The sequence below is a fragment of the Halomonas sp. MES3-P3E genome (genome assembly GCF_002836035.1).
GTDB classification, from domain to species: domain Bacteria; phylum Pseudomonadota; class Gammaproteobacteria; order Pseudomonadales; family Halomonadaceae; genus Vreelandella; species Vreelandella arctica.
Genome location: NZ_PJBT01000189.1, coordinates 35,702 through 58,261 on the forward strand (window position 1 = coordinate 35,702; position 22,560 = coordinate 58,261).

General features: G+C 51.3%; 15 protein-coding genes. 13 read left to right on the forward strand and 2 right to left on the reverse strand.

The features are described from left to right. Window positions 1-7: 7 nt before the first annotated feature. The 12 genes from CXF87_RS18095 to CXF87_RS18150 are packed head-to-tail and all read left to right on the forward strand — an operon-like array spanning window position 8 to window position 20,064. Entirely contained in the window at window positions 8-1,318 is a 1,311-nt protein-coding gene (locus CXF87_RS18095; RefSeq protein ID WP_101147649.1) for a hypothetical protein, read from the forward strand. After that, window positions 1,315-1,659: a hypothetical protein gene (locus CXF87_RS18100; RefSeq protein WP_101147650.1), complete on the forward strand. Its 345-nt coding sequence runs from the start codon at window positions 1,315-1,317 to the stop codon at window positions 1,657-1,659. The genes CXF87_RS18095 and CXF87_RS18100 overlap by 4 nt, the downstream gene beginning before the upstream one ends. Further along, window positions 1,652-1,882, forward strand: coding sequence for a hypothetical protein (locus CXF87_RS18105; RefSeq protein ID WP_198556137.1), 231 nt, complete (start codon window positions 1,652-1,654; stop codon window positions 1,880-1,882). The genes CXF87_RS18100 and CXF87_RS18105 overlap by 8 nt, the downstream gene beginning before the upstream one ends. Next, window positions 1,879-4,554 (forward strand): FtsK/SpoIIIE domain-containing protein, encoded by a 2,676-nt coding sequence (locus tag CXF87_RS18110; protein WP_101147652.1) that lies wholly within the window; start codon window positions 1,879-1,881, stop codon window positions 4,552-4,554. Before CXF87_RS18105 ends, CXF87_RS18110 begins: the two co-directional genes overlap by 4 nt. Further along, entirely contained in the window at window positions 4,551-6,314 is a 1,764-nt protein-coding gene (locus CXF87_RS18115) for a Card1-like endonuclease domain-containing protein (protein ID WP_232774956.1), read from the forward strand. Before CXF87_RS18110 ends, CXF87_RS18115 begins: the two co-directional genes overlap by 4 nt. Beyond that, window positions 6,311-6,787 carry a hypothetical protein gene (locus CXF87_RS18120; protein ID WP_101147654.1) on the forward strand — a complete coding sequence of 159 codons (477 nt, stop codon included), beginning with the start codon at window positions 6,311-6,313 and terminating at the stop codon, window positions 6,785-6,787. Before CXF87_RS18115 ends, CXF87_RS18120 begins: the two co-directional genes overlap by 4 nt. Then, window positions 6,778-7,518 (forward strand): PP2C family serine/threonine-protein phosphatase, encoded by a 741-nt coding sequence (locus CXF87_RS18125; RefSeq protein ID WP_101147655.1) that lies wholly within the window; start codon window positions 6,778-6,780, stop codon window positions 7,516-7,518. Before CXF87_RS18120 ends, CXF87_RS18125 begins: the two co-directional genes overlap by 10 nt. Continuing rightward, window positions 7,511-8,854, forward strand: coding sequence for a protein kinase domain-containing protein (locus CXF87_RS18130; RefSeq protein WP_101147656.1), 1,344 nt, complete (start codon window positions 7,511-7,513; stop codon window positions 8,852-8,854). Before CXF87_RS18125 ends, CXF87_RS18130 begins: the two co-directional genes overlap by 8 nt. Then, on the forward strand, window positions 8,851-12,219 hold the full coding sequence (locus CXF87_RS18135; RefSeq protein ID WP_101147657.1) for a DEAD/DEAH box helicase: 3,369 nt from the start codon (window positions 8,851-8,853) through the stop codon (window positions 12,217-12,219). Before CXF87_RS18130 ends, CXF87_RS18135 begins: the two co-directional genes overlap by 4 nt. Beyond that, the gene (locus CXF87_RS18140; RefSeq protein ID WP_101147658.1) at window positions 12,213-14,168 is read left to right on the forward strand and encodes a hypothetical protein; all 1,956 of its coding nucleotides are present in this window, start codon (window positions 12,213-12,215) and stop codon (window positions 14,166-14,168) included. The genes CXF87_RS18135 and CXF87_RS18140 overlap by 7 nt, the downstream gene beginning before the upstream one ends. Window positions 14,169-14,170: 2 nt before the next feature. Next, window positions 14,171-16,717 carry a chromosome partitioning protein ParA gene (locus tag CXF87_RS18145; protein WP_232774957.1) on the forward strand — a complete coding sequence of 849 codons (2,547 nt, stop codon included), beginning with the start codon at window positions 14,171-14,173 and terminating at the stop codon, window positions 16,715-16,717. Further along, window positions 16,714-20,064 (forward strand): DUF2357 domain-containing protein, encoded by a 3,351-nt coding sequence (locus CXF87_RS18150; RefSeq protein WP_101147660.1) that lies wholly within the window; start codon window positions 16,714-16,716, stop codon window positions 20,062-20,064. The genes CXF87_RS18145 and CXF87_RS18150 overlap by 4 nt, the downstream gene beginning before the upstream one ends. A gap of 111 nt (window positions 20,065-20,175) precedes the next feature. On the opposite strand, the gene CXF87_RS22180 is transcribed toward CXF87_RS18150, so the two are convergent. Next, window positions 20,176-20,391 carry a conjugal transfer nickase/helicase domain-containing protein gene (locus CXF87_RS22180; protein ID WP_232774961.1) on the reverse strand — a complete coding sequence of 72 codons (216 nt, stop codon included), beginning with the start codon at window positions 20,389-20,391 and terminating at the stop codon, window positions 20,176-20,178. A gap of 375 nt (window positions 20,392-20,766) precedes the next feature. Here CXF87_RS22180 and CXF87_RS22465 point away from each other — a divergent pair, with 375 nt between their 5' ends. After that, window positions 20,767-20,895 (forward strand): transposase, encoded by a 129-nt coding sequence (locus CXF87_RS22465; RefSeq protein ID WP_198556138.1) that lies wholly within the window; start codon window positions 20,767-20,769, stop codon window positions 20,893-20,895. Between the two features lie 15 nt (window positions 20,896-20,910). Here CXF87_RS22465 and tnpC read toward each other — a convergent pair whose 3' ends face one another. Next, window positions 20,911-22,545: an IS66 family transposase gene (tnpC, locus tag CXF87_RS18165; RefSeq protein ID WP_101147661.1), complete on the reverse strand. Its 1,635-nt coding sequence runs from the start codon at window positions 22,543-22,545 to the stop codon at window positions 20,911-20,913. Window positions 22,546-22,560 lie beyond the last annotated feature (15 nt).

Below are 22,560 nucleotides of genomic sequence, written 5' to 3' on the forward strand. Positions count from 1 at the left end.
GATCGCAATGGCACAAGTTTCAATTGGACAAGTGGAAAATCTGGAAGACCTCGTGCGCGGACTACATTCAATGCGCGAGGCACTAGAGACCGCATGCCGCGAACAAATTGCTGTTGCGGAGCAGAAATGCGAAGAGGCTCGCGAAGAAGGGAAGAGCAGCGCAGGCATGCTGGAAAACGCCATTCAGCAGGAGCAAACTGCAAAACAAAATGTTGACAGCGCTGAGCAGGCGCTCGAAAGCAGTCAGAGCTCACTTTCTTCCGCCCAGTCTTCGTTATCGTCTTGCCTTGCTCAGCCGCACGATGACGATGAGCGCTACCCGGACTGCTCCGGCGAGTACTCTGCCGTTGCCGAAGCGGAAGCCGCTGTTGAGCAGGCTCAAAACATGCTGGAGCAAGCAGGAGTCGAACTGGAGGTGGCGACAGGAGATCGTATTTCCCTGGAGCAGCGTGCGGATCTTGCGAAGCAGGCACAGGCGATGGCGGAACATGCCCTGGCGCAGGCTCTACAAGAATGCAATATGCGATTGGCAGCTGTCGATCAAGCAATTGAAATCGGCACTGCGCGCTTGAGTTTCGCGCAACGGGCACTGGATGCCTACCTCGCGACAAACCTGCCCGCTGCACAATTTCATGCCTGGTTGAAATGGGATCCCACCAAAGATGGCCGCCCTGTGGCCCCAGATATGTTGAGAGACCGTATGAACCTATCGTCAGAGCAGAGACGATTGCTTCAGGAATATCTTTATGACCGTAATCCAGCGTATCGCAGGCAGGTCGATAAGTATCGGAACCAATGGGCATCAGCCAAGGGTGATGCAGAGCGAAACATCGTCGCACGTAAGGCACGAATACACCTGAGTGGTGAATTCGGGGAGCAGATGGTTCGGCACGCACTTGCGCCACTTGGCAGCCAGATCGAGACGCAAGGGCGAACCTTCGTTGGTGACAACGGACGGTACACAAAAACAGATTTACTAGTCACCGACTTGCGAGTTCCGGTTATTTTGGGGCGCGGAGAGGGCATGGGAGCGCCTGTAGGAGGCTCGATGGCATTCGAAGTGAAATGCGGCAAGGCGGAATATCTCTACTCGCAGAAAGATCACATGATTTTCCAGGCCGAGGGGCACAAGCAGGCAGACGCGCAATGCACTCTTTGCTCGCGAGACATCCAAGATTTGCCAGAAGAAAAAAAGAAAGAGCTGCGCGATGCTCTGCACGAAGCTGGCTCACCAATGGTTGGAATGTTGCCAAAGAAAAATGAAATAGATCAGTCCTGTCTTGATTTTATCCACCAAAACGAGGAGGCACTGTCATGAGAATACGTTTCGCAGTTGTAAGCCCTGACCTTCTCGAACGAGTCCGAGCTGAAGTTGACGTCCTCCGACGTGCAGTCAATATCGGAGATATGGATGGCGTGGATACGGCCACCGCACACCTATTGGAGCTTACAGTTGATTGCAGGTCGATTGAGTTGTCCGAGGAAGAATGGTGCACATTTCTAAACGAAATTAGGATGAGGATCCCTGAATTTGAATCCAGCTATCTTGTGCCTGGCACTATTTTTGCTCCCCTATTTCCAACAATCTCAGTAGCTGGAAACTATGTTCTCGAACTTCCAATCGACGGTGATATGGAAGAGGAGGAGGTCAATGTTTGATGAGGTCTTTGGAATGGCTGCGATATGTGCTGGAAACTTCCGCGAAGGAGTGCGTGATGCGTTTGGCGCATCCATTGTTGCCGATGTACTTGATCCAATTCTCAAGGAGGTCGATTCGCTCCGCATTTTAAATGCTGATTTCCAGCAGCAATCGTTCGACATTGATCGAATCTTGAATGGTGCGCGATCGTTCCAGTTCAAAGACAGTGGGTGGACTCAATGAATGGAAGCGTGAGGGATTTTCAGGATGTGATTGCCAAACTACACAAGATAATCGCGGACTATCAAGAAGGGTTTGTGCGCATCGACCGAGAATTCAATGCCACTAAAAAGCCATTAAGCGAGGATCAGGAACGTAATCTGAGCATCAGGAAGTCGAATTGGCAGGCAGGCTTTGCCACAGAATGGGAAAAAAACGCAACTGCAATAGCGAACGCAAGTTCGCAGCTAAGACAGCATCAGCCCGCTTTCGTAGATTTTGGTGTCGACAAGCCATTGATGGCATCGGAAATTCCTGCAGGTCTTGTGCTTGGCTCGCAGCAGATCTTTTTCGAGCAGCTCTCTTGTCATGTTCCAAAGATCATCTCATTTCCCTTCTCCAGCGCTCTTGTTTTGCCGCAAAGCGATGCAGAGCAAAAACGACTCGTGCACTGTCTCTTGTTACGGTTGCTGTCGGCTTTGCCACCAAGTCAAGTAGAGTTGACGCTGATAGACCCACTGCAGCAGGGACAATCGGTCGAGCCGTTCCTGCCATTGCTGAAGGTTGAGCAATTGGTGCCACAAGGTCATGTTCTTACACGTTCGGACGAAATAGAAGCCGCGCTCGGCAAACTGACGGACGAAATTGAGGAGATAATCCAGCAGCGTTTCAATGAAAAGGCATCCAACTGGTTGCAGTACAACAGAATAAAACCCGATGCCCCGTTACCTTACAAGGTAGTGCTGCTTTTCGATGTGCCAGAGCAGATAACGGAAAAATCTCTTTGGCTGCTTGGACGCATTTGCGAGAACGGTCCACGCTGCGGTGTGCTGCCCATCATTGCAATTGATGGACAACGCATAGAAGACAGGCGATATGAAAAGTTCAGCACCACGTTGAAAAATTCAACCACGCAATTGGATGAGCTGTTGCAACGCGCATGGGCTGGCGATCTGTCATTTACCTACCAGCCGGAGCAATGGCCGAGACCGGATGTGCTGGATGGCTTTATGGAAAGGCTCGTTGAAGATTGTGCCGCTAATACGCGCTTCAAGAAAACGATGCCTGATCTCTGGTCGGGCTTTGTCAAGGGAGAGACGACTCTTGGTGGCTTTGATATTCCCATCGGCTGGTCCCCCGCTGGTGATTTCGCCACCCTGAGACTGGGCGCGACGGACTCCGAACATCATGCGCTACTTGCGGGGAAGACGGGCTCGGGTAAATCCAATCTACTCCATGTTTTGATTCACACGCTATGCGAGAAATATTCGCCCGAAGAGCTTGATCTTTATCTGCTGGATTACAAGGAGTCGACGGAGTTCAATGTTTACGCAACCCCGCCAGTCCCGCATGCCCGCCTTGTCGCTACGGAAAGCGATCCTGAGTATGGCGTCACTGTGCTGCGGCATCTTGTAGGTGAACTGGAAATACGTGCCCGCTTGTTCAAGTCCGAAAATGTCAACGATTTCGCCGAATACCGAAAATCAAGCGGAGTACGGTTGCCCCGCGTTCTGTTGGTCATAGATGAATTCCAGGTCCTTTTTTCAGAAGGTCGCCAAGTGGCAGAAGCCGCCGAGCAGCTGCTCTCGAAGCTCCTGAAACAAGGGCGTTCGTTCGGCATTCACATCCTTCTGGCTACTCAGACTCTTAAGGGCATCAACGCACAGTCCATCGGAAGCATCATCACCCAGCTGGGATGCCGTATTGCACTGGCTTGTGGGCAGGAAGATTCCGCGATGATCCTCGGAGGTGGGAACTGGGCAGCCGCTGACCTGCGGAGCCCACCTGAAGGCATCATCAACAATGCCAACGGTGCCAAATCCGGCAATGTGAAGTTCATGATTCCATTCGCCGGAGAAAGTGAACATCGGCGCGAGTTACTAACGAAGCTAATAGAGCGTTCGCGTCTTTCTGGGGCGGCCCCCAAAACGAAAGTCTTTAGCGGAGCATCCCTTCCGGAGATGCCGTCTCACTCTGAATATCAGGCAGTTTTTGCGCAAGAAGAAGCACTTCTTTTGGGCGAAAGCCTTGCATTCGATGCAAGGCCGTTGGCGGTGCCACTTATTCGTCGATCCGCGTTTAATATTCTATTTAGCGGCTACAACGATCACATTCACGATGGCCTCCTGGCTACTATACTTTCCAGCTTTGCTTTCGCAGACAGCTTTGACGAAGTTGTATATTTTAATGCACGTGGGGTCTCTCCGGGAGGAGGGTTCTCCACCGCAGCGCAAATGCTCGGTGCACGCTTCAAAGAGTTCGATGATATTTTCGTGCTGCCATTGCAAGCGATATCAGACGATATTGGGGATCGCCGCATGGCGTTAATTATCGATGGACTAGATTCCGAGAAAGCACTACAGCCTGCCCCTGCGTTTAGATCGCCCAAGCCTGATGAGCTACCAACCCCAGCTGACCTGTTAAAGCGTATCGCCGAGGACGGCCCGAGGAAGGGGACGTTTGTTTTTGTCTTTGTCGATCGTTGGCAGCGCTGTGGCAGTACCTGTAAAGACCTTTTCTCCTCTTTCGAATTGCGCGTGGCGTATTGCATGAACGAAGACGATGCCGGATCGCTGGTGAGTGGCGGTATTGGTAAGTTTAAAGGCATTGAAAAACCGAGCCGGGCTGTATTCGTAAACAAAATGACGAATGACATCACATGGTTCCGCCCCTATGTTCAGGAAAGCATTCGATGAAGGCATTTCTGCTCACATGGTATGGAATCACCGATTTTCGTGCGTCTCTGGGGTTTGATAATACCGATGGTCCTATTGCCAGCGCTCTTGCGGGTGCGTCCTATTCGGATGTCGTTATCCTAGGTTACACCCGGGCGGACAATGATTCCAACGAGCTGGTCGAAGCGCAGAAAACATTCGCGCTTGAATTGGCATCAATTCAAAAGATGGGGCAACAGAATGATTGGATGGTTACTGGTCAGTTTGTCTCTAAGTTCGCCAATACCGCTGTGGCCAATGAATATTTTGAGGCTTGGCTGAAAAAGAAAGCCGCCGCTTTGGGCTGTAACGTAAGCATTCGTTTAAAAAGCGAAAGGCTTTGCCGACTCAATGACACCGAAGGCATTTATGCAGGCGCGATGCGGGCGCTGGGTGAGGTGGAGCAGGAGCCTGGTGAAAAGTTTGTTACGCTCTATCTTAGCCCAGGAACTCCGGTAATGGCCTTTGTCTGGGCGCTCGCGGCGTTGAGCTTTCCTGAACTTAAAAAAAGGCTCCTAGCATCGTCGATAATTGGTAAAGCACCTGAAGTCATAGCTTTGCCTTCCGAGTGGCTTGATCGACACGGCGCAAAACAGGCTGCGATCCGAGATATCTCTAACGGGTTCGATGTGACCTTTCATCTGTTTGGTGAGCAACGGATGCCAGCCTTGTTGAGTATCCGGCAATTTGAGTCGGCGGATCACATTTTTGTGAATTCAAAAGACTTCCCTGCTACATGTATGCGAGCGTTTATTGGCTCCCGGGACTTACACGAATTCCCCGTTGACCCTTGGGATGATCGTGCCGTACACAAAAAAATCACCGAGCTGGCCAAAAAATTCCCAGAAAAAACACGAATTGGAATCAATTTAACCGGTGGCACAAAATTGATGTTTGCAGGCGCGCTTTCTGCTGCGCGCGAGCTTGGTGCCGTTCCGTTTTATTTTGATAGCAAGAATCGTCGCGTTACTTTCATTGATAGTGTTCGGCGCGAAAAAATCATGCAGATTGATTCAATAGAAACCTTTTTACGCCTCAATAGCGACGAGTTGGAGATCGCCGGTAGTTCTGTCATGAATGAGATATCGTCGAATCATCAACGTCTGACCGAGACTCTCTGGATACATCGTGACAAGGTGCGCAGGTTTTATAGAGAGCTGACTGACTATAACGATACATTTAAACCATTCGAAATCTGTCGTGATGGCTTCAATTTCAAGCTGGATGACTTGGAGACAGCATCCGTCCAGGGCTACGGATTGGATCTGTTGTTTGAGAAATGGCCTGATTTCGCTAAATACCTGTCTGGCGGATGGTTCGAGGAATTTGTTTATTTTCAATGCAAGCCATATGAAGATGCTGGCGTCATTCAAGACTTGCGTATCAATGTCAAGCTTAATTTGAATTCAGGAGGAGCGAAAGGCTATTCGAGCTTCGGTGCTAAATACAACGAGTTGGATATCACATTTACCGACGGCTACTCGCTTTATATTGTGGAATGCAAGGCGGGCAATGTAACGCAAGATCAGGTTATGAAGCTGCAAAACCTTGTGCGCTTCTACGGAGGAAGTGAAGGTCGTGGCATCGTTGCCTGCTGTGTTCCGCCAAATACTGATTCGGTCAAGAAAAAAATCAAAGATGCCAGACTGACGCTTTGGGCTGGTGCATCACTTTCTGAGCAAATAAAGATAGTGATGAACAACATCACTGCGCGAGCTGAAGCGATAGAGGTAAATACGTGACGATCCATCTGATTTGCGATATTTCTGGCAGCATGAGAGACGGCGGGAAGCCCTTCATCCTGAGGACATTGGTTACAAGCATTGCGCAATGGGTTTTGTATGGCTATGGGCATGCAGAGGTTATTTTGTGGGCTTGGAGCATTAAGGTGGAGCGTATCTCTGACTGGAGCCCAAAGAGCGAATTTCCGGATGAACTCCTTTCATGTTCAGGAGCTACAAATTTGTCCTCACTCATTCAATCATTTGATAGCAAGCTCGACGGAAAGGTTCTGCTTCTCACTGATGGGTTCTGGTCTCGGGATGATGTGAGAGCCCTAAAAAGATGGAAGGGCGGTTTGCCCCCAGACACGCTGAGAATCATAAAAATTGGTGCAGATTCGAATCCTCAACTCAAAGGGCCTGAGCTGTTCTCTTCCGACGATTTATTTGCTGCGCTCGACGGATGGCCTCGAGAGGTTGAGGAATGGATGTAACGCCTTGGAAAAGTTTTGGCGCAAGCGTCCGCGGTCCAGGTCACATTGCTGAAGGCTTGCCAAACCAAGATGCATGGATGCCGTTTCACCGTGCTTGGGGGGATGGTGTTGTGGTTTCCGATGGAGTTGGTTCAAAACCATTCTCCAATTTTGGAAGTAATGCTGCATGTCTTGCAGTAGCTTGTGCGGCATTGGCGTGTCGCGTCCAAGCGGATATGTCTAATGCCCAAATTGATCGTGTCTTCCTATTTGAAAAAATAAAAACTCATTGGCTTTCCATTATCGGGCCGCTTGAGCCGCGAGATTGTTCGGCTACCTGTCTGTTTGCCGTCCGAATCGGTGACGGATTAATCCACTTTGGGATACTGGGTGATGGACTTGCCGCAGCTATCAAAGCTGATGGTTCTGTCATGTCACTCTCTGAAGATAAAGCCCACGGTTTTTCAAACATCACCACTGCGTTATCCCCAAATGTGTCGCCGAAGGACTGGCATTATTTTTCGCTGCCGGAGGAGGAATGTAGTGCAGTCTTGCTGTGCACCGATGGTGTAGCTGACGATTTGGATAATGTGGAAGGTTTTGTAACAGGTTTTGTTGATGGGTATCGTTCACTTGCCGCGTTAAGTGCCAGTCGCCATGCGCGTGAGATGCTCGAAAAATGGCCTACACCCAAGCATAGTGACGATAAGACACTCGCCTGCTTGTTCCGTGAGGAATCTACAGATGTCTAAATTAAATGAGGCTCTATCATCGAAACCGCTTGCTGACGAATACGGTAATCAGCATTACCTTGTCGATGAACTTGCCCGAGGTGGTCAGGGTGTAGTCTTCCGCACCAAGGATGCAGATTTAGCTATTAAACAACCACTCAAAGATGATCAACCAGACAAAAGTGCCAACCTTCGCGAACGCTTTCAGAACATCCGCTTGTTGCCCATACCTGCCCGCGTTCCGGTATCTCTGCCTCTTGCCATCCTACGTGATGAGCCAGGCTATGTGATGCGGCTGTTGAGCGACATGAAGCCATTCAGTATGTTTGAGTTTAATAGCAAAGCGAAGAAAGAACTGGAAGACCGAAACGCGGTGCTCCCCCAATGGCTGACAGCTATTACGGATAAAGAAATGGCACTTCGGCTCCTGCATTACGCCAATACAGGTTCTACTCGCCGCCGCCTTTTTGCGCTTTCCAAGTGTGCAGCCATTCTTGCCCGACTCCACGGTGCCGGCTTGGTCTATGGCGACATCTCGACCAACAATGCGTTCTTCAGTGAAGGTTCTGCTGGCGATGTCTGGCTGATTGATGCCGACAATATGCGACTTGAACTACCGAGCGGTGGAATTTCCGTTTATACGCCAGGTTACGGTGCGCCAGAGGTAGTTCAGGGGCGTGATCAGTCCCGACCGCGAACGGATTGCTGGGCATTCGCGGTAATGGCCTTCAAGTTGCTGGCGCTGTGTCACCCCTTCATTGGAAAGAAAGTCCTGGAGCCTGATCACGAGGAAGATGGTTGGGACACCGATCCAGAAGTGAATGAGATGTCTATGGATCTTGATGAGCAGGCATTTGCTGGGTACTTGCCGTTCATCGATGACGAAGATGATGATTCCAATATGGGTATTGGCGGGCTGCCACGCGCACTGGTCACAACACCGGGACTCCGTCGCCTTTTTCAAGAAACCTTCACTGAAGGCCGAGAATACCCACATAGCCGCCCCGCGATGGCATTCTGGGCATTGGAGCTTATCAAGGCAGCCGACCATTCACTGGATTGTCCCGAATGTAGGATGAGCTATTTTGCTGACGATCACGAGAGCTGTCCTTATTGCGGCAGCGAGCGACCCGCCTTCATTCGTGTTCAAACGTCACGTTGGGAAGTTTTGACTCCTGCCTGCACCACAGAATTTGCCCTGCCGCACCGCCTGTTCTACCCATTTTCATTCGAAAATCACGACGACATGGAGTACGAGTCCGTACTGAATTTCGCGGCCAAAACCGCCGATCCCGTGCGAGGCACGAAAGGCTTTCCTGAAAGCCTAACTTTCAAGTTCGTAGAGGGCGGTAAATGAAGTTTCAAGACATTCCCGCCCACATCCTAAGCATCCGTGTCAAGCCAACAACCAATTTCTCAGCTTTGCAAGAGCAACCCGTATTTTCGGTGGATACGCGACCAAGCCGTGTTGATGAATTTGAGATCCGCTTAAAAGACACCGTTGTCTTCGTTCGCCCTGTCCTAGCGGCAGACATCCGTCGCCTCAATACCGATCTGGCTAGTGGGCGCGCCCTGCTGGCGCAACTGGCCAGCCCTGCTAGAGATGGCAGCGTCGAATTGCAAATCGCATTTTTCACAGGTGACTGCCTTGAAATGGGCGATGTCGATATCGGTGTAGACGAATATGTAGAAGATGGGCTGAGGAAGGCGAGGTATGACTTCAAGGGTGAGCGCCTTTACGAGAAGCTTGATCATCTCTGCTGCTTTCGCCAAGACGAAAACGCATTTTTCTTTTTGACCGCAGGCCCCGCCATTGATGAAGAATTGAAGCCAGGTGCGGAGGGCTCGCCCCAAGCCGCAGGGGCTGAGCCGACCAGAGAAAGTTCATTTTGCATCACCGGCGACGGCATCCGCTTCGTTGCTACTGAAAAAGCTGTGCCGGGTGGCAATTCCATCTTCATTGCCACCCGCCTGACTGGACGAAGGAACACCTCCGACCGCGCCCTGCGCTTGGCCAAAGGCAAGCTGCGTTTTTTGGATTGGACGCGGGTGGGGCAAGTGCAAGTTCTCGCCAAAGCGCAAATGGCAGCACTCACACAGGATGATGGAAGTTATCTGAAAAAGTGGGACGAGTTTGGTGAGGTGGAAGGTGAGCTACTACTCAAACAAGCGCGTGCAGTCGGTACGCTGCAATTCACGGACATGGAGCAAAGGCGAGACGGGACTGTTACTGTTCGCATAGTCGACGCCTCTGATTCAGCCATAACTATATTGACTGAAAATAAAGTACCAGAGCTCGAACTTGTCGATGAACTGCCAGACTATTTGCTGAATGAGCTCTTGAGCTTCAAAGAGTTTGAGAAAGGCATAAAAAGTGCTGCGGATTTCGAGAAGAAAATCGAAGAAAGATTCGTACAGAGCAAAGAGTGGGCTTCTTTTGCAGTTATAAGCTTTGACAAGGAAACCCGCTCACTTGCGCTCAAAACCGAGACCCTGCACTCGGCATTCGGTACGCTCATTCTCTCACTCAAGGGTGATGTTACCCAAATTGAGCGCCGCATGGCCGCCCGTCAAGCGATCTTGGAGGGGCGTAGTGCCAACCCTCAGCTGGGTTTATTGATTGAAGAGCATGGACAAATTGCACAAATCCGTGAGCCGCAAAAGATTCCACCGCTTACAGCGTTTGTCCGCAAGAAAGTTTTTCGCAATGACCCAACATTAATGCAGGAAACCGCCATTAAGGTCGCGTTGAACACGCCCGACATCGCGCTCATTCAAGGCCCGCCCGGTACTGGCAAGACCACTGTTATCGCTGCGATTTTGGAGCGCCTAAACGAGATGGCAGACAAACGCGGTGCGCGTGTCAAAGGTCAAATTCTGTTGACGGGGTTTCAGCACGATGCGGTGGAGAACATGATAGAGAGACTTTCGCTCAACAGCTTACCCGTGCCGAAATTCGGCAAACGATCTGGCGCAGCGGAAGATGATTACAGCACTTTCGAACGCAATCTTGAAGACTGGTGCTCCAATTTGGCTGCCGAACTACGTGAGCGTAACCCGCAGCTTGCTGAGGTGGAGCAGGAAAGGGAAATCAAAAACCTATTCTTACAATATGTCCAGGCACCGACTCGCCCATTGGCTGCCCACCTTGTCAGGAAAATCACAGCGCTTGGCATTTCGGTGCTTGGAGAAGACGATGCGCGGCGGGCGGACAATCTGGAGAAGACCCTGGCACGCGAAGAACGGCTCAACGTCGATTCAGGTCAATGGCTTGATGCTGCACGTCGTCTGCGCGTGCGCTTCGAAAGTTTCGCTGATGATGGCGCGGAAAGGGCAGTGGACGCACTGGACGACCTGAGCGATGTTCTTAAAGAAAACGAACGCAAGCTGCTGGACGAAGCCAGCCTATGGCGCAGCGAAGATGGCCCGCCGTCGTTTCTGGAGGAGTTGAGAGCCCTAAAAAGGAGACTTCTCGTCCGTTTTACCAACCCACCGGTTTTTCGCGTGGACAAACAAAACGACGAAGTGATTGCGCTGGCAGAACGTGCCATCCAGCGCATCAAGAACGTAGGACACTCGGCTAAAGATAAAAAATCCGCGGCGCTGGTGGAGTTTTTGGCTGAACTCGAAAGCAATCCCTATGGAATGATGGATGCTGTTTCTGATTACAGCTTTGCTTTTGCAGCCACTTGCCAGCAAAGCGTAAATCGGGGGATGCAAATGCAGAAAGGCATCACCGGGCGTGATGTCAGTGAGAACCTGAAAGGGATGGAGTACGAATATGTGATCGTGGACGAGGCTGCCCGGGTATCGCCTCGTGACTTGATGGTGGCTATGGCACAAGGCAAGCGCATTATTCTGGTGGGCGATCACCGGCAGTTGCCGCATATTATCGACGAAGAGGTGGCTCGCCAGATGGAGGAAGGCGAAACGGGTCAGAACGAAAATGATTGGCTTAAAAAATCCATGTTCCAGTATCTTTTCAGTGACCGTCTAAAAGCGCTGGAGGACGGCGACAGATTCCCTCGCCGAGTAACGCTGGACAAGCAATACCGCATGCACCCGCTGCTGGGCAGCTTTATCAGTCGCAACTTTTACGAACGCTTCGACCCATCGGAAAAATTCGAATCTGGGCGGCCTGCAAGTGACTTCGCCCACACGCTATCTGGCACGCACGAAAAGCCCGTTGTTTGGTTTGATGTTCCAGCGGCCAAAGGTGGACACCAGCGTAACGGCACCAGTTGGACGCGCCCAGCAGAGGCCACCGTCATCGCCCGGCAGTTACAGGCGTGGATGAGGTCGGATGCGGGAAAATATCTCTCCTTTGGTGTTATTTCGTTTTATAAGGCGCAGGCCGACATCATCAGGGAACAGCTTAAAAGGGAACTCGGCGGGATTGCGAACGATGACAAGAAACTACGTGTCGGAACGGTGGACTCCTTCCAAGGCATGGAGTTCGATGTTGTTTTCCTCTCTATGGTGCGGACCTTGCCGCAAAACTGGAAGCCAAAGAGTGATAACAGCGAAAAACAAGCCAGAGGGCTGTTTGGACATCTCTGTCTTTACAACCGTCTTAATGTCGCCATGAGCCGTCAAAAGAAATTGTTGGTAGTGGTCGGTGATGCTGGTGCGTTGCAAAACCAGCTTGCGGAGGACTATGTGCCGGGATTGGTAGATTTTCTTCGCCTCTGTAAGAGTGAAGGCGTGGTGCTGCCATGCTGAGGCTCCTGGACTACGGCAAGCCCAATCCCTTCAGTGGCATCATCGGCAAACCACGCAACCTCGCATGGCCGGTAAACGCGTATCGCGTTACCTTGCCCAAGGGTTCAAACGATAGCGATGGCTTGAACGCATTTGAGCGTGTCGTCTTGAAATTGCTGGATGCTGTTGGCACGCTGGATGCTGGAAATCTGGCTGCTGAAACCTGCATTCCGCTTGATTTAGTCAAGGGCATTCTCCTGCGCTTGCAGGACAAAGGATTTATTGACGAATACAATGCCATCATCATGCAGGAGCATGATGATGGCTTAAAAGACGAAGACAATGCTCCGGTCTTCGCTACCGCGCTTTTGTTCCGCGAACTCGTCACCGGAAAAATCCTGCCTTTCCTGCATTGGCTGGACGATGCAAACCCCTTGCAAAAAAAGGAAGGCAAGGAGAAAGGTTTTCGGAACATCCGTTGGGATGCTACTCACAGAAGAAACCCGCCCACACAACGCGATGTCATCAACGCATTGCGGGGCATGAAGAAACGCGCAGCAGTTTTTGGCATGGAAGAAAAGATGCCACCCGCCCAGCAGATTACGATAATGGCTGAACCAGAGCTATATCACCTCGACTGCCCAATCGCCATTCAGAAAATCGATAGCGAGTTCCGCATTGCCGACCCGTTTGGTAATGGGTTTTCGCTGATTCTTGAAAAAGCCTTCGAGCAGCTGCTGGAGCGAGAAGATAACCTGGCTGGATGGCTGCTCACTTGGAAACAGCTACTGAGTAGTGCTCGTCCCGAAAGACAGGACGTCAGACCAAAAGAGCCGTTCGAGACGGATGCCAACTGGCAACGCTACCCGAAGCTGATTGCCAGTTTAAGACCTGCAAGCAATGCAGAATTTCGAACTTTGTCCAAAATTCACGCCTCCATAGAATGGGCGCTGTTCTATGCCTGTTGTATTCGTCCATTCAAAAATATCATTACAACACTCAGCTTCACCGAACAGAGCCAACACTCTGCACTTTTGGTGCAAGCAGCAAAAACTATAGGATTTGAGCTACCATCGCGCGGCTTCAGGCCGATTCGTGAGGGTAAGCTGCGAGAATTCGAGGCCGGGGGCGCCTATCAAGAGACAGTTCTTGCCATCGCTATGCTTCAGGCGCGCGATGACGCCGGGCACCCCTTGCGTCGGCTTGTTTCCGCGTATCCAGATTTCATAAACCGTCTTCTTGCCATCAATGCCAAGCGCAACGAAAAAGCACATGGCAAAGGAGGCGCGGATGCGCCGCGGCAGGAACTGACAGACGATCTATTTATGCGCACCGTCGTTCAATCGCTCGTCCCGAACATCGTGTTTGCTGACAACCCAGCTGCCGCGCCGGATAAGGACGCACAAGGCGATGTACTGCTAGATGCCCGCGCTAGCGTTCAGGCGGAGTTTGGCTTCAAGTTGTTCAACCGCCTTGGCATGAACGTGCAAGAGCGCTTGGTTCACGCAGAGCGTTTTTTCCTGTTTTGCCATGATGAGGATGATGCTTCTGCCTATGTCGGCGACCTCTATGCAGTAGCCCAAGCTTCATTCGAGAGGGTTTTGACAGGTAGGCTTCCGCCCGATACCAGTGACACACTACTCATCGGTACGGCTGAGGTTAAGGCTGTTGAGGCTGAACTCTGCAATGCCTTATCCGAAAGTTTGCGAACCGTCAAAACACGGGCTGTAAGTCAAACGCTGCAGGGTGGCAGCCAATCTCTCGGTGCTTGTGTCATCGCGTTACTGCTCGTGTCTGATGAGGGTGCACTTACCGCAATTCACGACGTGCAGCCGACCTTTTTGGACGATATGACAAACCTCATCACTCGGCGCGGGCATGGCAACGAGCCACTGCCATTGTCTAAAGCAGAAATTGCGAAGCTTCGTAAAGCAGCCTTCTCAACGATTAAAACACTTATAGAGCAATGACAATGGAAAAATCAGAAAAAGACGCTGTTCTAAAACAGCGAGAAGCTAGCGTGCTTGAAAAAGAGAAACAGGCTCGTGATAACCACTTGGCGATTGAGGCGGAAAAAAACAAGCTGGTTGAGCAAGAAAAACAGATTCGCTCTTATCGCCAGATGATTGAAACAGAGAAACACAAGCTGACTGAGCGCGAGAGGAGCATCGTCATTGCCGAACAAAAGCGCGATGCAGGCTTCGCAGATGAACGGGCAGCCTTGAACAATGAGTTGCGCGACAAACGCAATCAAGCAGAAGCTGACATATCGAACATCAGAGCAAGGAAGCTCTCCGAGCTTGAGGATGAAAGCGCCAAACTAAAAGCCACGAGACTGGATGACATTGCGAATTCTGAAAATTTGGAGCGCGAACGTGTTCGTGCGGAAATAGCCAAAGAGCGTGAAGCCTGGGTGAATCAACAGGACGATGCTCGCAAGAAGTTGAATGCCGAGCGCACTGACTTTGAGAGGCAGAGGGGTGCGCTATCTGCGTTGCAGAGTGAGGTTGAGGGTCGCAAGGTAGAGCTTGAAAGCGCTGAGAGGGTGCTCGAGCGCAAAGAACAACGGTTGGAGCAGCAATGGCAGAGACGCAATGAGCAATTGCAAGATGAAGTAGAGGAAAAACTTGGTGAGCGCCGTAAGTCACTGGAGGCTGCGGAGGCAACTTTCAGGGCGGAAAATACTCGACTGCGTGAAGCTCTGAATATTCAGACTGGGCTTGTCAGTGCGTTTGAGCAACTGAAACAGCAACTCGGCGGGAAAGAACCCGCAGAGATTCTTCGCGCACTGAACAGCCAAGCCGACGAACTCAAGCGCTTGCGGGAAGAGCTTGCTACCCGACCCACCGAGGAAATGCGTGAGCGGTATCTGGCTCTTGAATCGGATGCTAGGAACCAGAAAACCCGGGCAGAAGAACTAGAGCGGCAACTTGCCACTAATGAAGCGGCGATCGCCGAAATTGGCGACCTGCGCCGTCAAGGCTCGGAACTCAGCGCCGAGAACAAATCTTTGGCGCAAAGGGCGTCCATCTTCGAGGGGGCAGCCAACGAAGCGCAAGCCGAACTCAACCGTCTGCGTGCGCCCTATGAGCGTCCCGCCGAAGCGGAAGCCCGTTACAAAGAAATCGAGATGCCGCACATCAGTGTGGACAAAGTTAAACAACAACCCGTGAAATCTGAGATTGATGAGATGACTTGGCTCACGGGCATTGGCAATGCCTGTGACACATACGGATTGCATTTCAACCCGCGCATACTGAAAGCCTTTCATACAGCGCTCAAAACAGCTGAATGGTCGCCGCTAACTGTACTGGCAGGTGTTTCCGGAACCGGGAAATCCGAACTACCTCGCCTGTACTCGCACTTTGGCGGTATTTACTTCGAGCCGCTTTCCGTTCAACCGAACTGGGATTCGCAGGAATCCATGCTGGGGTTCTTCAACTCCATAGATAATAAGTTCGACTCCCAACCAGTTCTCCGCTTTTTAGCACAAAGTCAGCAGCCGTGGAGCAATGATTATCCGGGTTTGCAAGACGCAGTTTGCCTTGTTCTGCTTGATGAAATGAACCTTGCCCATCCGGAGCTTTATTTCGCTGAATTCCTCAGCAAACTCGAACTGCGGCGTGGGAGGAAAGGCAACGATGTACCGTTTATCCCGGTAAAAATCGGTGCGGGCATGAAGCCATATGAGCTTTCGCTGGGCCGCAATGTGCTATGGACGGGAACGATGAACCAGGATGAAACCACCAAGTCACTTTCAGACAAGGTGCTTGATCGGTCTATCATCATCAACTTTCCGCGCCCGACAGAACTCAAACGACGCCTGAAGCTTGCTCCACTTGATGGTAAAAACCGGGGCCCGGCGCTACACAAAACGTCGTGGCAGAGTTGGCTAGCGCAAGGCAGTAATTTCTCTGACTACCAGATAAGCCCTTTCAAAAAATTCATTGAAGGAATCAATGCCTCTCTCGCGGTAACAGGTCGTGCCCTCGGTCATCGCATCTGGCAATCCATTGAATACTACATGGCTAATTACCCAGATGTCCGTGCAGCACAGCAAACATCCGATCAGGATGCGCTTGATAGGGCCATGCATGTCGCTTTCGAGGATCAACTCGTGCAGAAGGTCATGCCCAAGTTGCGAGGTATAGACACGCGTGGCAAGAGCAAGACGGAGTGCCTAGACAAGATTCGCGGTCAGATCGTTACAGGAATCGGCAGTAACTCGTTCAATCTGGCAGAAGATTTCGATTTAGCCTGCGATCTTGGCTATGGCCAGTTTATTTGGCAATCGGCAAATTATCTTAACATTGGCGATACCTGCCTTGATGAAAGCCGACCTATGACTGCTCTAGCGTCAGATGAGAACGATGACCCCCATCCGCTTTTTATGAATGCTGAAACAGATGAGGCCAAGCGCCTTAAGGCATGGAGCGCAAAGACGCACGAGCAACGAAACGAGCTTAGTAGGAAGTTAGAAGATAATGCTAAGGCTGAAAGGATTCGACCTAAGCCATGACAATCAATTTAGAGAAAATATATTGCGATTATCGCGCCGAAGAAAAAAAAGCCCGTGCAATGCTTGGGCAACAGGACTGGTATTGTCGAATCGCAGATTTTGACCCTAAGACTGGTGAAGCATTGCCGCAAGGATTGTCGTCGGTGCTCGCAAGAATTACAGATTATGCCTCATCAAAAAATGACGATGTAATTCGAGACCGCCTTTGGCGCATCATTGATCACTGTCGTGATTCAATCGAGCGTTTGTTCCACGCTCTCAACGAAAGTCCACGCAGAGAGCATGCTGTGTTACCCGTACACGCCGTGCGTGAACTTGATGCCAACAGCTTCATCAAGCTCAGCAGTCGTCCAGGACGCACTGTTAGGGAAAAGCTCGCGGGCAAGCCCTATATGCAGGCCGTACGTCGGTTTCAATCTGTCGATTTGCCGGAAAACCGCTTGCTAAAGGTATTTGTTCGCCACTTGGTTGAGTTGCTTGAACTTCGCCTAGATAGGCTCGGCCATGAGGACGAGCTTCTGCCAAAAATACAATCCTGGCTCCGTTCCGGAGAAGCACAGGCCATTGGCAATTGGTACAACCTGCCGCCCAATAATACGCTGCTCTCGCAACGAGATTACCGGCGAGTTTGGGATGGATGGCGCTGGCTACAGGCCTTGGACGATAATGTCGCTAGCGATCTTGCAAAGCTTGATGCACGCAACAAAACGATGCATCTCTGGACGCAATGCGCAAAAATGTGGGCTGCCGGAAAGCATCTATTCGCTGAGGTGCCGCTTATTTTTGATTACGAGAAGTTTGAGATTCTTCCTTGGTCTTCAAAGCCACCTCTGTTCAATATATCAAGAAATAATATTTCACGGCTTATTCAGCGGTGTGTAATCACTGATCCAGTTTGTGTTGATTTCACGTCCTTACATCCGTGCTACGCCAGTAGCGATGGTAAGGTAGCTCAGTCATTACCGGATACATTCCTATGGCAGCAATGGAGACGCGATGGTGAGAGTGTCGATCTCGAACTTTTCCATTCGGATGCAGTTTGGCTTCATGCGCAATCGACTACCATATCTGCGCCAGACCTCTTATTTTCCAAAGACAACACATCAGAGTGCTGCGACCGTGCCGCTCGCGCATTCACTAGTCGGCTGCGTGATATTTTCAGGAGTAACACGCTTTACTGGCTCGTCCCAGATGTTTTAAGCGACTTCGAGCTTGAAGCTATTCGTCGCAATTTTAATGCCCGTTTCTCCAATGCTGAACCACTACCGCGCAGCATAGCAGCCGTCTTCGCACAGGCTGACCCAGCTAAAATTAAGGGAGAGGGTTATGCTGTCGTTGTTGTAGATGTCATCGGCAGCAAGACCTGCGCAATCAAGTTACTGGCCAGATTCGACGAAGACCTGAAAAAACGCCTTCCTATAACTCGCGGATTTTATTGGGAGCGCTGCCCACCAGTCATCATCGCCACCACGGATGAGGGAATAACTGATTCTCAAGACTACGATATTCCCACGGTTGATGCCCGAGAACAGTGGCACGATGCAATTCCGCCTACCAAGAGCGTGTACATCGACTCTGAGTACCTCAAGCGTGACCAACGTATCGGAAGCTTCGCGTTCTGCATCAATCTAACGGAAAGTCCCGTTGCAGGTGGTATCCACCTCCATGCCTTGCAACAACAAGCAGGTGATATCCCGCTTTGGCGCGATCAAATCCCCGAGCTTTCAATCAAGGTGATGAATGAAGGCCTCTACCAACGCTTTCATCTTGTTTCGCGCGGCACAACGGTACAGCCTGTTCGCGGAAAGCCCGTGACCATACCCATTGCTGAAGACTTCACGCTTCCAAGCGGAAAGTCGCATTACTCGTTCCCTCTCTACATTGGCAGCAATGCTGACGATCTTGGCTTTTCCGCACGACTCAATAATCCATCCGTTTTCCCTTTAAAAAAAGATGTCTTGTGCGAATTAAACTTGACCTTTGAATACGGTGCGGACGATCCTTACAAACTCGTTTTTACTCCACGTGACAAGTCCTTTCCGCCCATTCGCGCAACGTGGCAGCGTACGGAAAAAGTCGTCATCACTGATGCCCCTGCACCGGAATATCCAAAGCCGCTGACTTGGGATGATTTGCAGATTTTTCCAAAGTCTGGCGGTAATGGAACCTCCGACCTGCTCGAATGGGTGCAGAACGCAATTACACAATTTGATCGCGATCTGTACATCCGGCCCAAGCTAAGAACAACTGGCGTGATAATTCAGAAATGGCTGACCGACAAAAAAGGCGGGCATTTTACCTTTGCCTCATGCAGCTCTACCAATGAATCTGTGTTCATCCATCAGAGTAGCTTTATTAGCGCATTGAACTATGCCGATTTTGCAGAGGGGGAAGAGATATCATTCGAGCTAAGAGAGCGCCAAGGAAAATATTCTGGCGGGAAAGTGGCTGAGCCGGGATATGAGGAAACTGCATATCTGAAGAAAATTGACAAAGAAGCTGAGAAAAAATTAGTTGCTAGTATTCGCAAGAGGCTTTATTTCCCAATTATTCAGGTGTGGCGTGATGGCCGCTCGGTTAACGATCCAGAATGCCCACAAGATTTTGGCGCTATGATGAAGGCTAATAGTGATTATCTCGTTGCCCTATTGTCCGAAGATGAACTTCCAGAGTCAGTGAGATCTGAAATTCGATTTCTGCTCTCCTATATGCATAAGGATGCGCATGAAGAATGTATTCAATGGATATTAGGGCAGATAAATAGTAGTAGCATTCGTGAAAGACAAGCGGTCGGCTTCGCGCTTGGAGATGTTTCGGAGCAATGGCAGAAAGACATGCTTTACCAACTCGTTTCGAATCCTACACATAATGCCCTTCGTATCCTTTCATACGCTATCTGGCGAGAACAGCATTTCGTCGATAAGTTCAGTCTGACAGACTTTCGGCATATTCTGAAAGCTATGAACACCATGCTTGACAAGATCAAGCAATGCCCACCGCGTAAACACGAGAAAGATGAATGGACTGCTCGCAAATGGATTCGTGCTACAACCGAGCCTCTTGAGCTTTTGCTGGGCCTGCTGCGCGCCCGCGCATCGTCTAATCCTGAAATTAAGATGCTCCTTCAGCCGCATCAGAAAATTACCAAAGAACTTACGAAGCAGGTTGAGCGTGTGACGGAGATTATTTTGCAGTCAAATATTCCTCTCTTTTCCCGAGTGCAACTCAACATTCAGAAGCCGGAAGGCGACCGCACACCCGACTTACTTTATGCGCTGCGTCTTTATCTCAGCGGTGATGATGGCGCGAACGCGATTCACGTATCGAGTGTCTCTGATGGTGATTAAGATGATTTAATTTTCATAGATTATTGAGCTCATTAGAAACGGTAAATTCCAATGCAAATAGGTATAGGTTATTGGGTTGTGTTGAGTCGAAGACTATTTCTGGCTGGATAATTAAATAGCCGTGTAGCTTCCTTGTTTTTTTTGGGATCTGTGACTTCGCATGTCCAGATGTTCAGATCCTTGATTGCTTGCGATGCAATCGCTCAAAGCGATTTTCACCCATTGCCAGTTCTGCTGGTTTTCTTGTTTGGCCAGTTTTTCTAACTGAGTATGCTCCTGCGTATAGCGCTGAAATACGACAGGGCTGACTAGCTCGGTGGTATCTATCGCTCACGGTATGCACCAGCGCTTTCGCATCGTTGGTTGGTAATGAGCCACGCCATGAAGTGCTCGCCTGTGGAGAACGTGGAGGCTAACGGCGAAGGTACAGCGGCGGACAAGGTCGGAAGAGATTCACCGGAGAGAGCGATAGGTGTTTCGTCCGCGGCGGCGTCCGCATCCTGCTAGGTATCTGGCTAGTTTCCCGTTCCCACTATCGCTAGCATATCAGTCATGGCGTTGGGTTTGGCTGGGGCCTTGAATAGAGGGGCCGATGCGATGCCACACTATTTTCTCTGACTAAGCGTCTTGGCTCTCGCAGACGGACGCCGCACCGTCCGCAGGAAGGGTCACCGCTGCCACGGCATCTTCTCCTGCGGCGGGTTGTCCACGAAAATACACCTGCTGTGCGATAGCCAAGGCTTTCCCATTACTTTTTCTCTATCCGCAGGCCAGAGTGCCGATTCGGCCTACCTGACGGAACTCTTGGAGAAGATTCGTAAGCGCCATTAAACCGCCCCACTTGCCCTAACCGTATTGAGCCGCTTTTTTTGAAGCTGGCAGCTCTGCATTCCAGGGCAAGAGAGCTTCCAGCTGTTCGAGGGTAACTGCATCACCGATGTGCGTCAGCACATGATGGATGTAAGCCGACGGCTCCAGTCCGTTGGCCTTGGCCGTTTCGATCAGCGAGTAACAGGTGGCGCTGGCTTTCGCGCCCTGCGAGGTATCGGCGAACAGCCAGGCTTTTCTTCCCAGAGCGAACGGGCGGATGGCATTCTCGGCACCCGCGTTGCTGATTTTCAGGTCGCCACGTTCACAGTAGCCCACCAGGGTGTCCCACTGGTTCAGGGTGTACTCCATGGCTTTACGGGTGAGCGAACCCTTCAGTACTTTGCTGGTGTTTTTATCCAGCCAGGCCTTGAAGGCGTTCAGCAGCGGCAGGCTTTTCTCCTGGCGCACCCGGTAGCGCTCGACGTCACTCAGTTCGTTCGCGGCTTTTTCTAGGGCGTACAGTTTGCGGATGTGACTGAGGGCCACATCGGCTTTTGACGGCGGGCCTTTCTTTCCCTTGGCCGGCGCAGCCCGGGAGGCTTCCACGAACTTGCGCCGGGCATGGTCCCAACAACCGATGCGTGTCAGGCCGTTTTCACGGCAGACCTGCCCATAGCCGGAGTAGCCATCGGCTTGCAGGATGCCCTGGAAGTCATCCAGCAGGCGCACCGGCACCTTGCCACCTCGTGATGGATCATACTCGAACAGAACCGAGGGTTTTCCCGGTGGACCACCCCGGGTCACCCACATCCACTTGTCCGATTGGGCTTTTTTGCCATCCTCCTTGAGCACCTGGATCCGGGTTTCATCGGCCTGCAGGTAGTCACTGCCGTTCTGGGTTTCACGCATCAGGGTCATCAGCGGTTTGAACACGTCGTTCAGGCGGATGATCCAGTGGGCCATGCTGGTGCGGCTCAGGTCATGACCCAGGCGCTTGAACATCTGCTCCTGCCGGTACAGTGGCAGGCCATCGGCGTACTTGGAGGTGATCAGGTAAGCCAGCAGTGACGGTGTGGCAATGCACTTGCCCAGTGGGTGCTTGGACCGGGCGGCCGCAATGACATGCTCTTGGCCGTCTTGTTCGAACACCGCCTTTTCCTGCCAGTACTCCAGGACTTTCAGTTGGGCCGGGATATACTCCAGCTCTTCTTTCACTTTGGTGAAGAAGGTCTTGCTGGCGCCGGCTTTCTCGTCGTCGCTGAGGGTCAGCTCAATACGCTCACGCAAGAGCGTGTCGGAGAAGCCGCGTTGGCGGCGCTTGCGGGAGCGAGGCGGCGCATCGGCTTCTTCCACATCGTCAGGGAGTTCGTCGCGTAGTTCGTCAATCGCCACTTCCAGCTCGGCTTCATCGAACAACACGATCTGGTTGGGCTGTTTTTCACTGCTTGCGGCGAACTGCTGGATCTTCTTGTGACGCAGCAGCTCTTCGAGAATAGCGATATAGTTGTCGCGACGCCGGAGGGCCTCATCATGCTGCTGCAACTGACTCTGCAGAGCCGCTTCTTTCGCGGCCAGTTGTTCCTGCAAATCGTTGATAACCGCCGCCATTTCAGCGGGCGAGAGACCGCTGAAATCGGGTGTTTTGGGCGTGTTATCAGGCGTTGTTTTCATGGCGAAATGATAGCA

Bases quoted from the DNA above. Each gene is read 5' to 3' on its own strand.
- CXF87_RS18115 (WP_232774956.1), top strand. From the start codon at position 4,551: ATGAAGGCATTTCTGCTCACATGGTATGGAATCACCGATTTTCGTGCG.
- CXF87_RS18095 (WP_101147649.1), top strand. From the start codon at position 8: ATGGCACAAGTTTCAATTGGACAAGTGGAAAATCTGGAAGACCTCGTG.
- CXF87_RS18105 (WP_198556137.1), top strand. From the start codon at position 1,652: ATGTTTGATGAGGTCTTTGGAATGGCTGCGATATGTGCTGGAAACTTC.
- CXF87_RS18135 (WP_101147657.1), top strand. From the start codon at position 8,851: ATGAAGTTTCAAGACATTCCCGCCCACATCCTAAGCATCCGTGTCAAG.
- CXF87_RS18145 (WP_232774957.1), top strand. From the start codon at position 14,171: ATGGAAAAATCAGAAAAAGACGCTGTTCTAAAACAGCGAGAAGCTAGC.
- CXF87_RS18100 (WP_101147650.1), top strand. From the start codon at position 1,315: ATGAGAATACGTTTCGCAGTTGTAAGCCCTGACCTTCTCGAACGAGTC.
- CXF87_RS18110 (WP_101147652.1), top strand. From the start codon at position 1,879: ATGAATGGAAGCGTGAGGGATTTTCAGGATGTGATTGCCAAACTACAC.
- CXF87_RS18125 (WP_101147655.1), top strand. From the start codon at position 6,778: ATGGATGTAACGCCTTGGAAAAGTTTTGGCGCAAGCGTCCGCGGTCCA.
- tnpC (WP_101147661.1), bottom strand. From the start codon at position 22,545: ATGAAAACAACGCCTGATAACACGCCCAAAACACCCGATTTCAGCGGT.
- CXF87_RS18130 (WP_101147656.1), top strand. From the start codon at position 7,511: ATGTCTAAATTAAATGAGGCTCTATCATCGAAACCGCTTGCTGACGAA.
- CXF87_RS18150 (WP_101147660.1), top strand. From the start codon at position 16,714: ATGACAATCAATTTAGAGAAAATATATTGCGATTATCGCGCCGAAGAA.
- CXF87_RS18140 (WP_101147658.1), top strand. From the start codon at position 12,213: ATGCTGAGGCTCCTGGACTACGGCAAGCCCAATCCCTTCAGTGGCATC.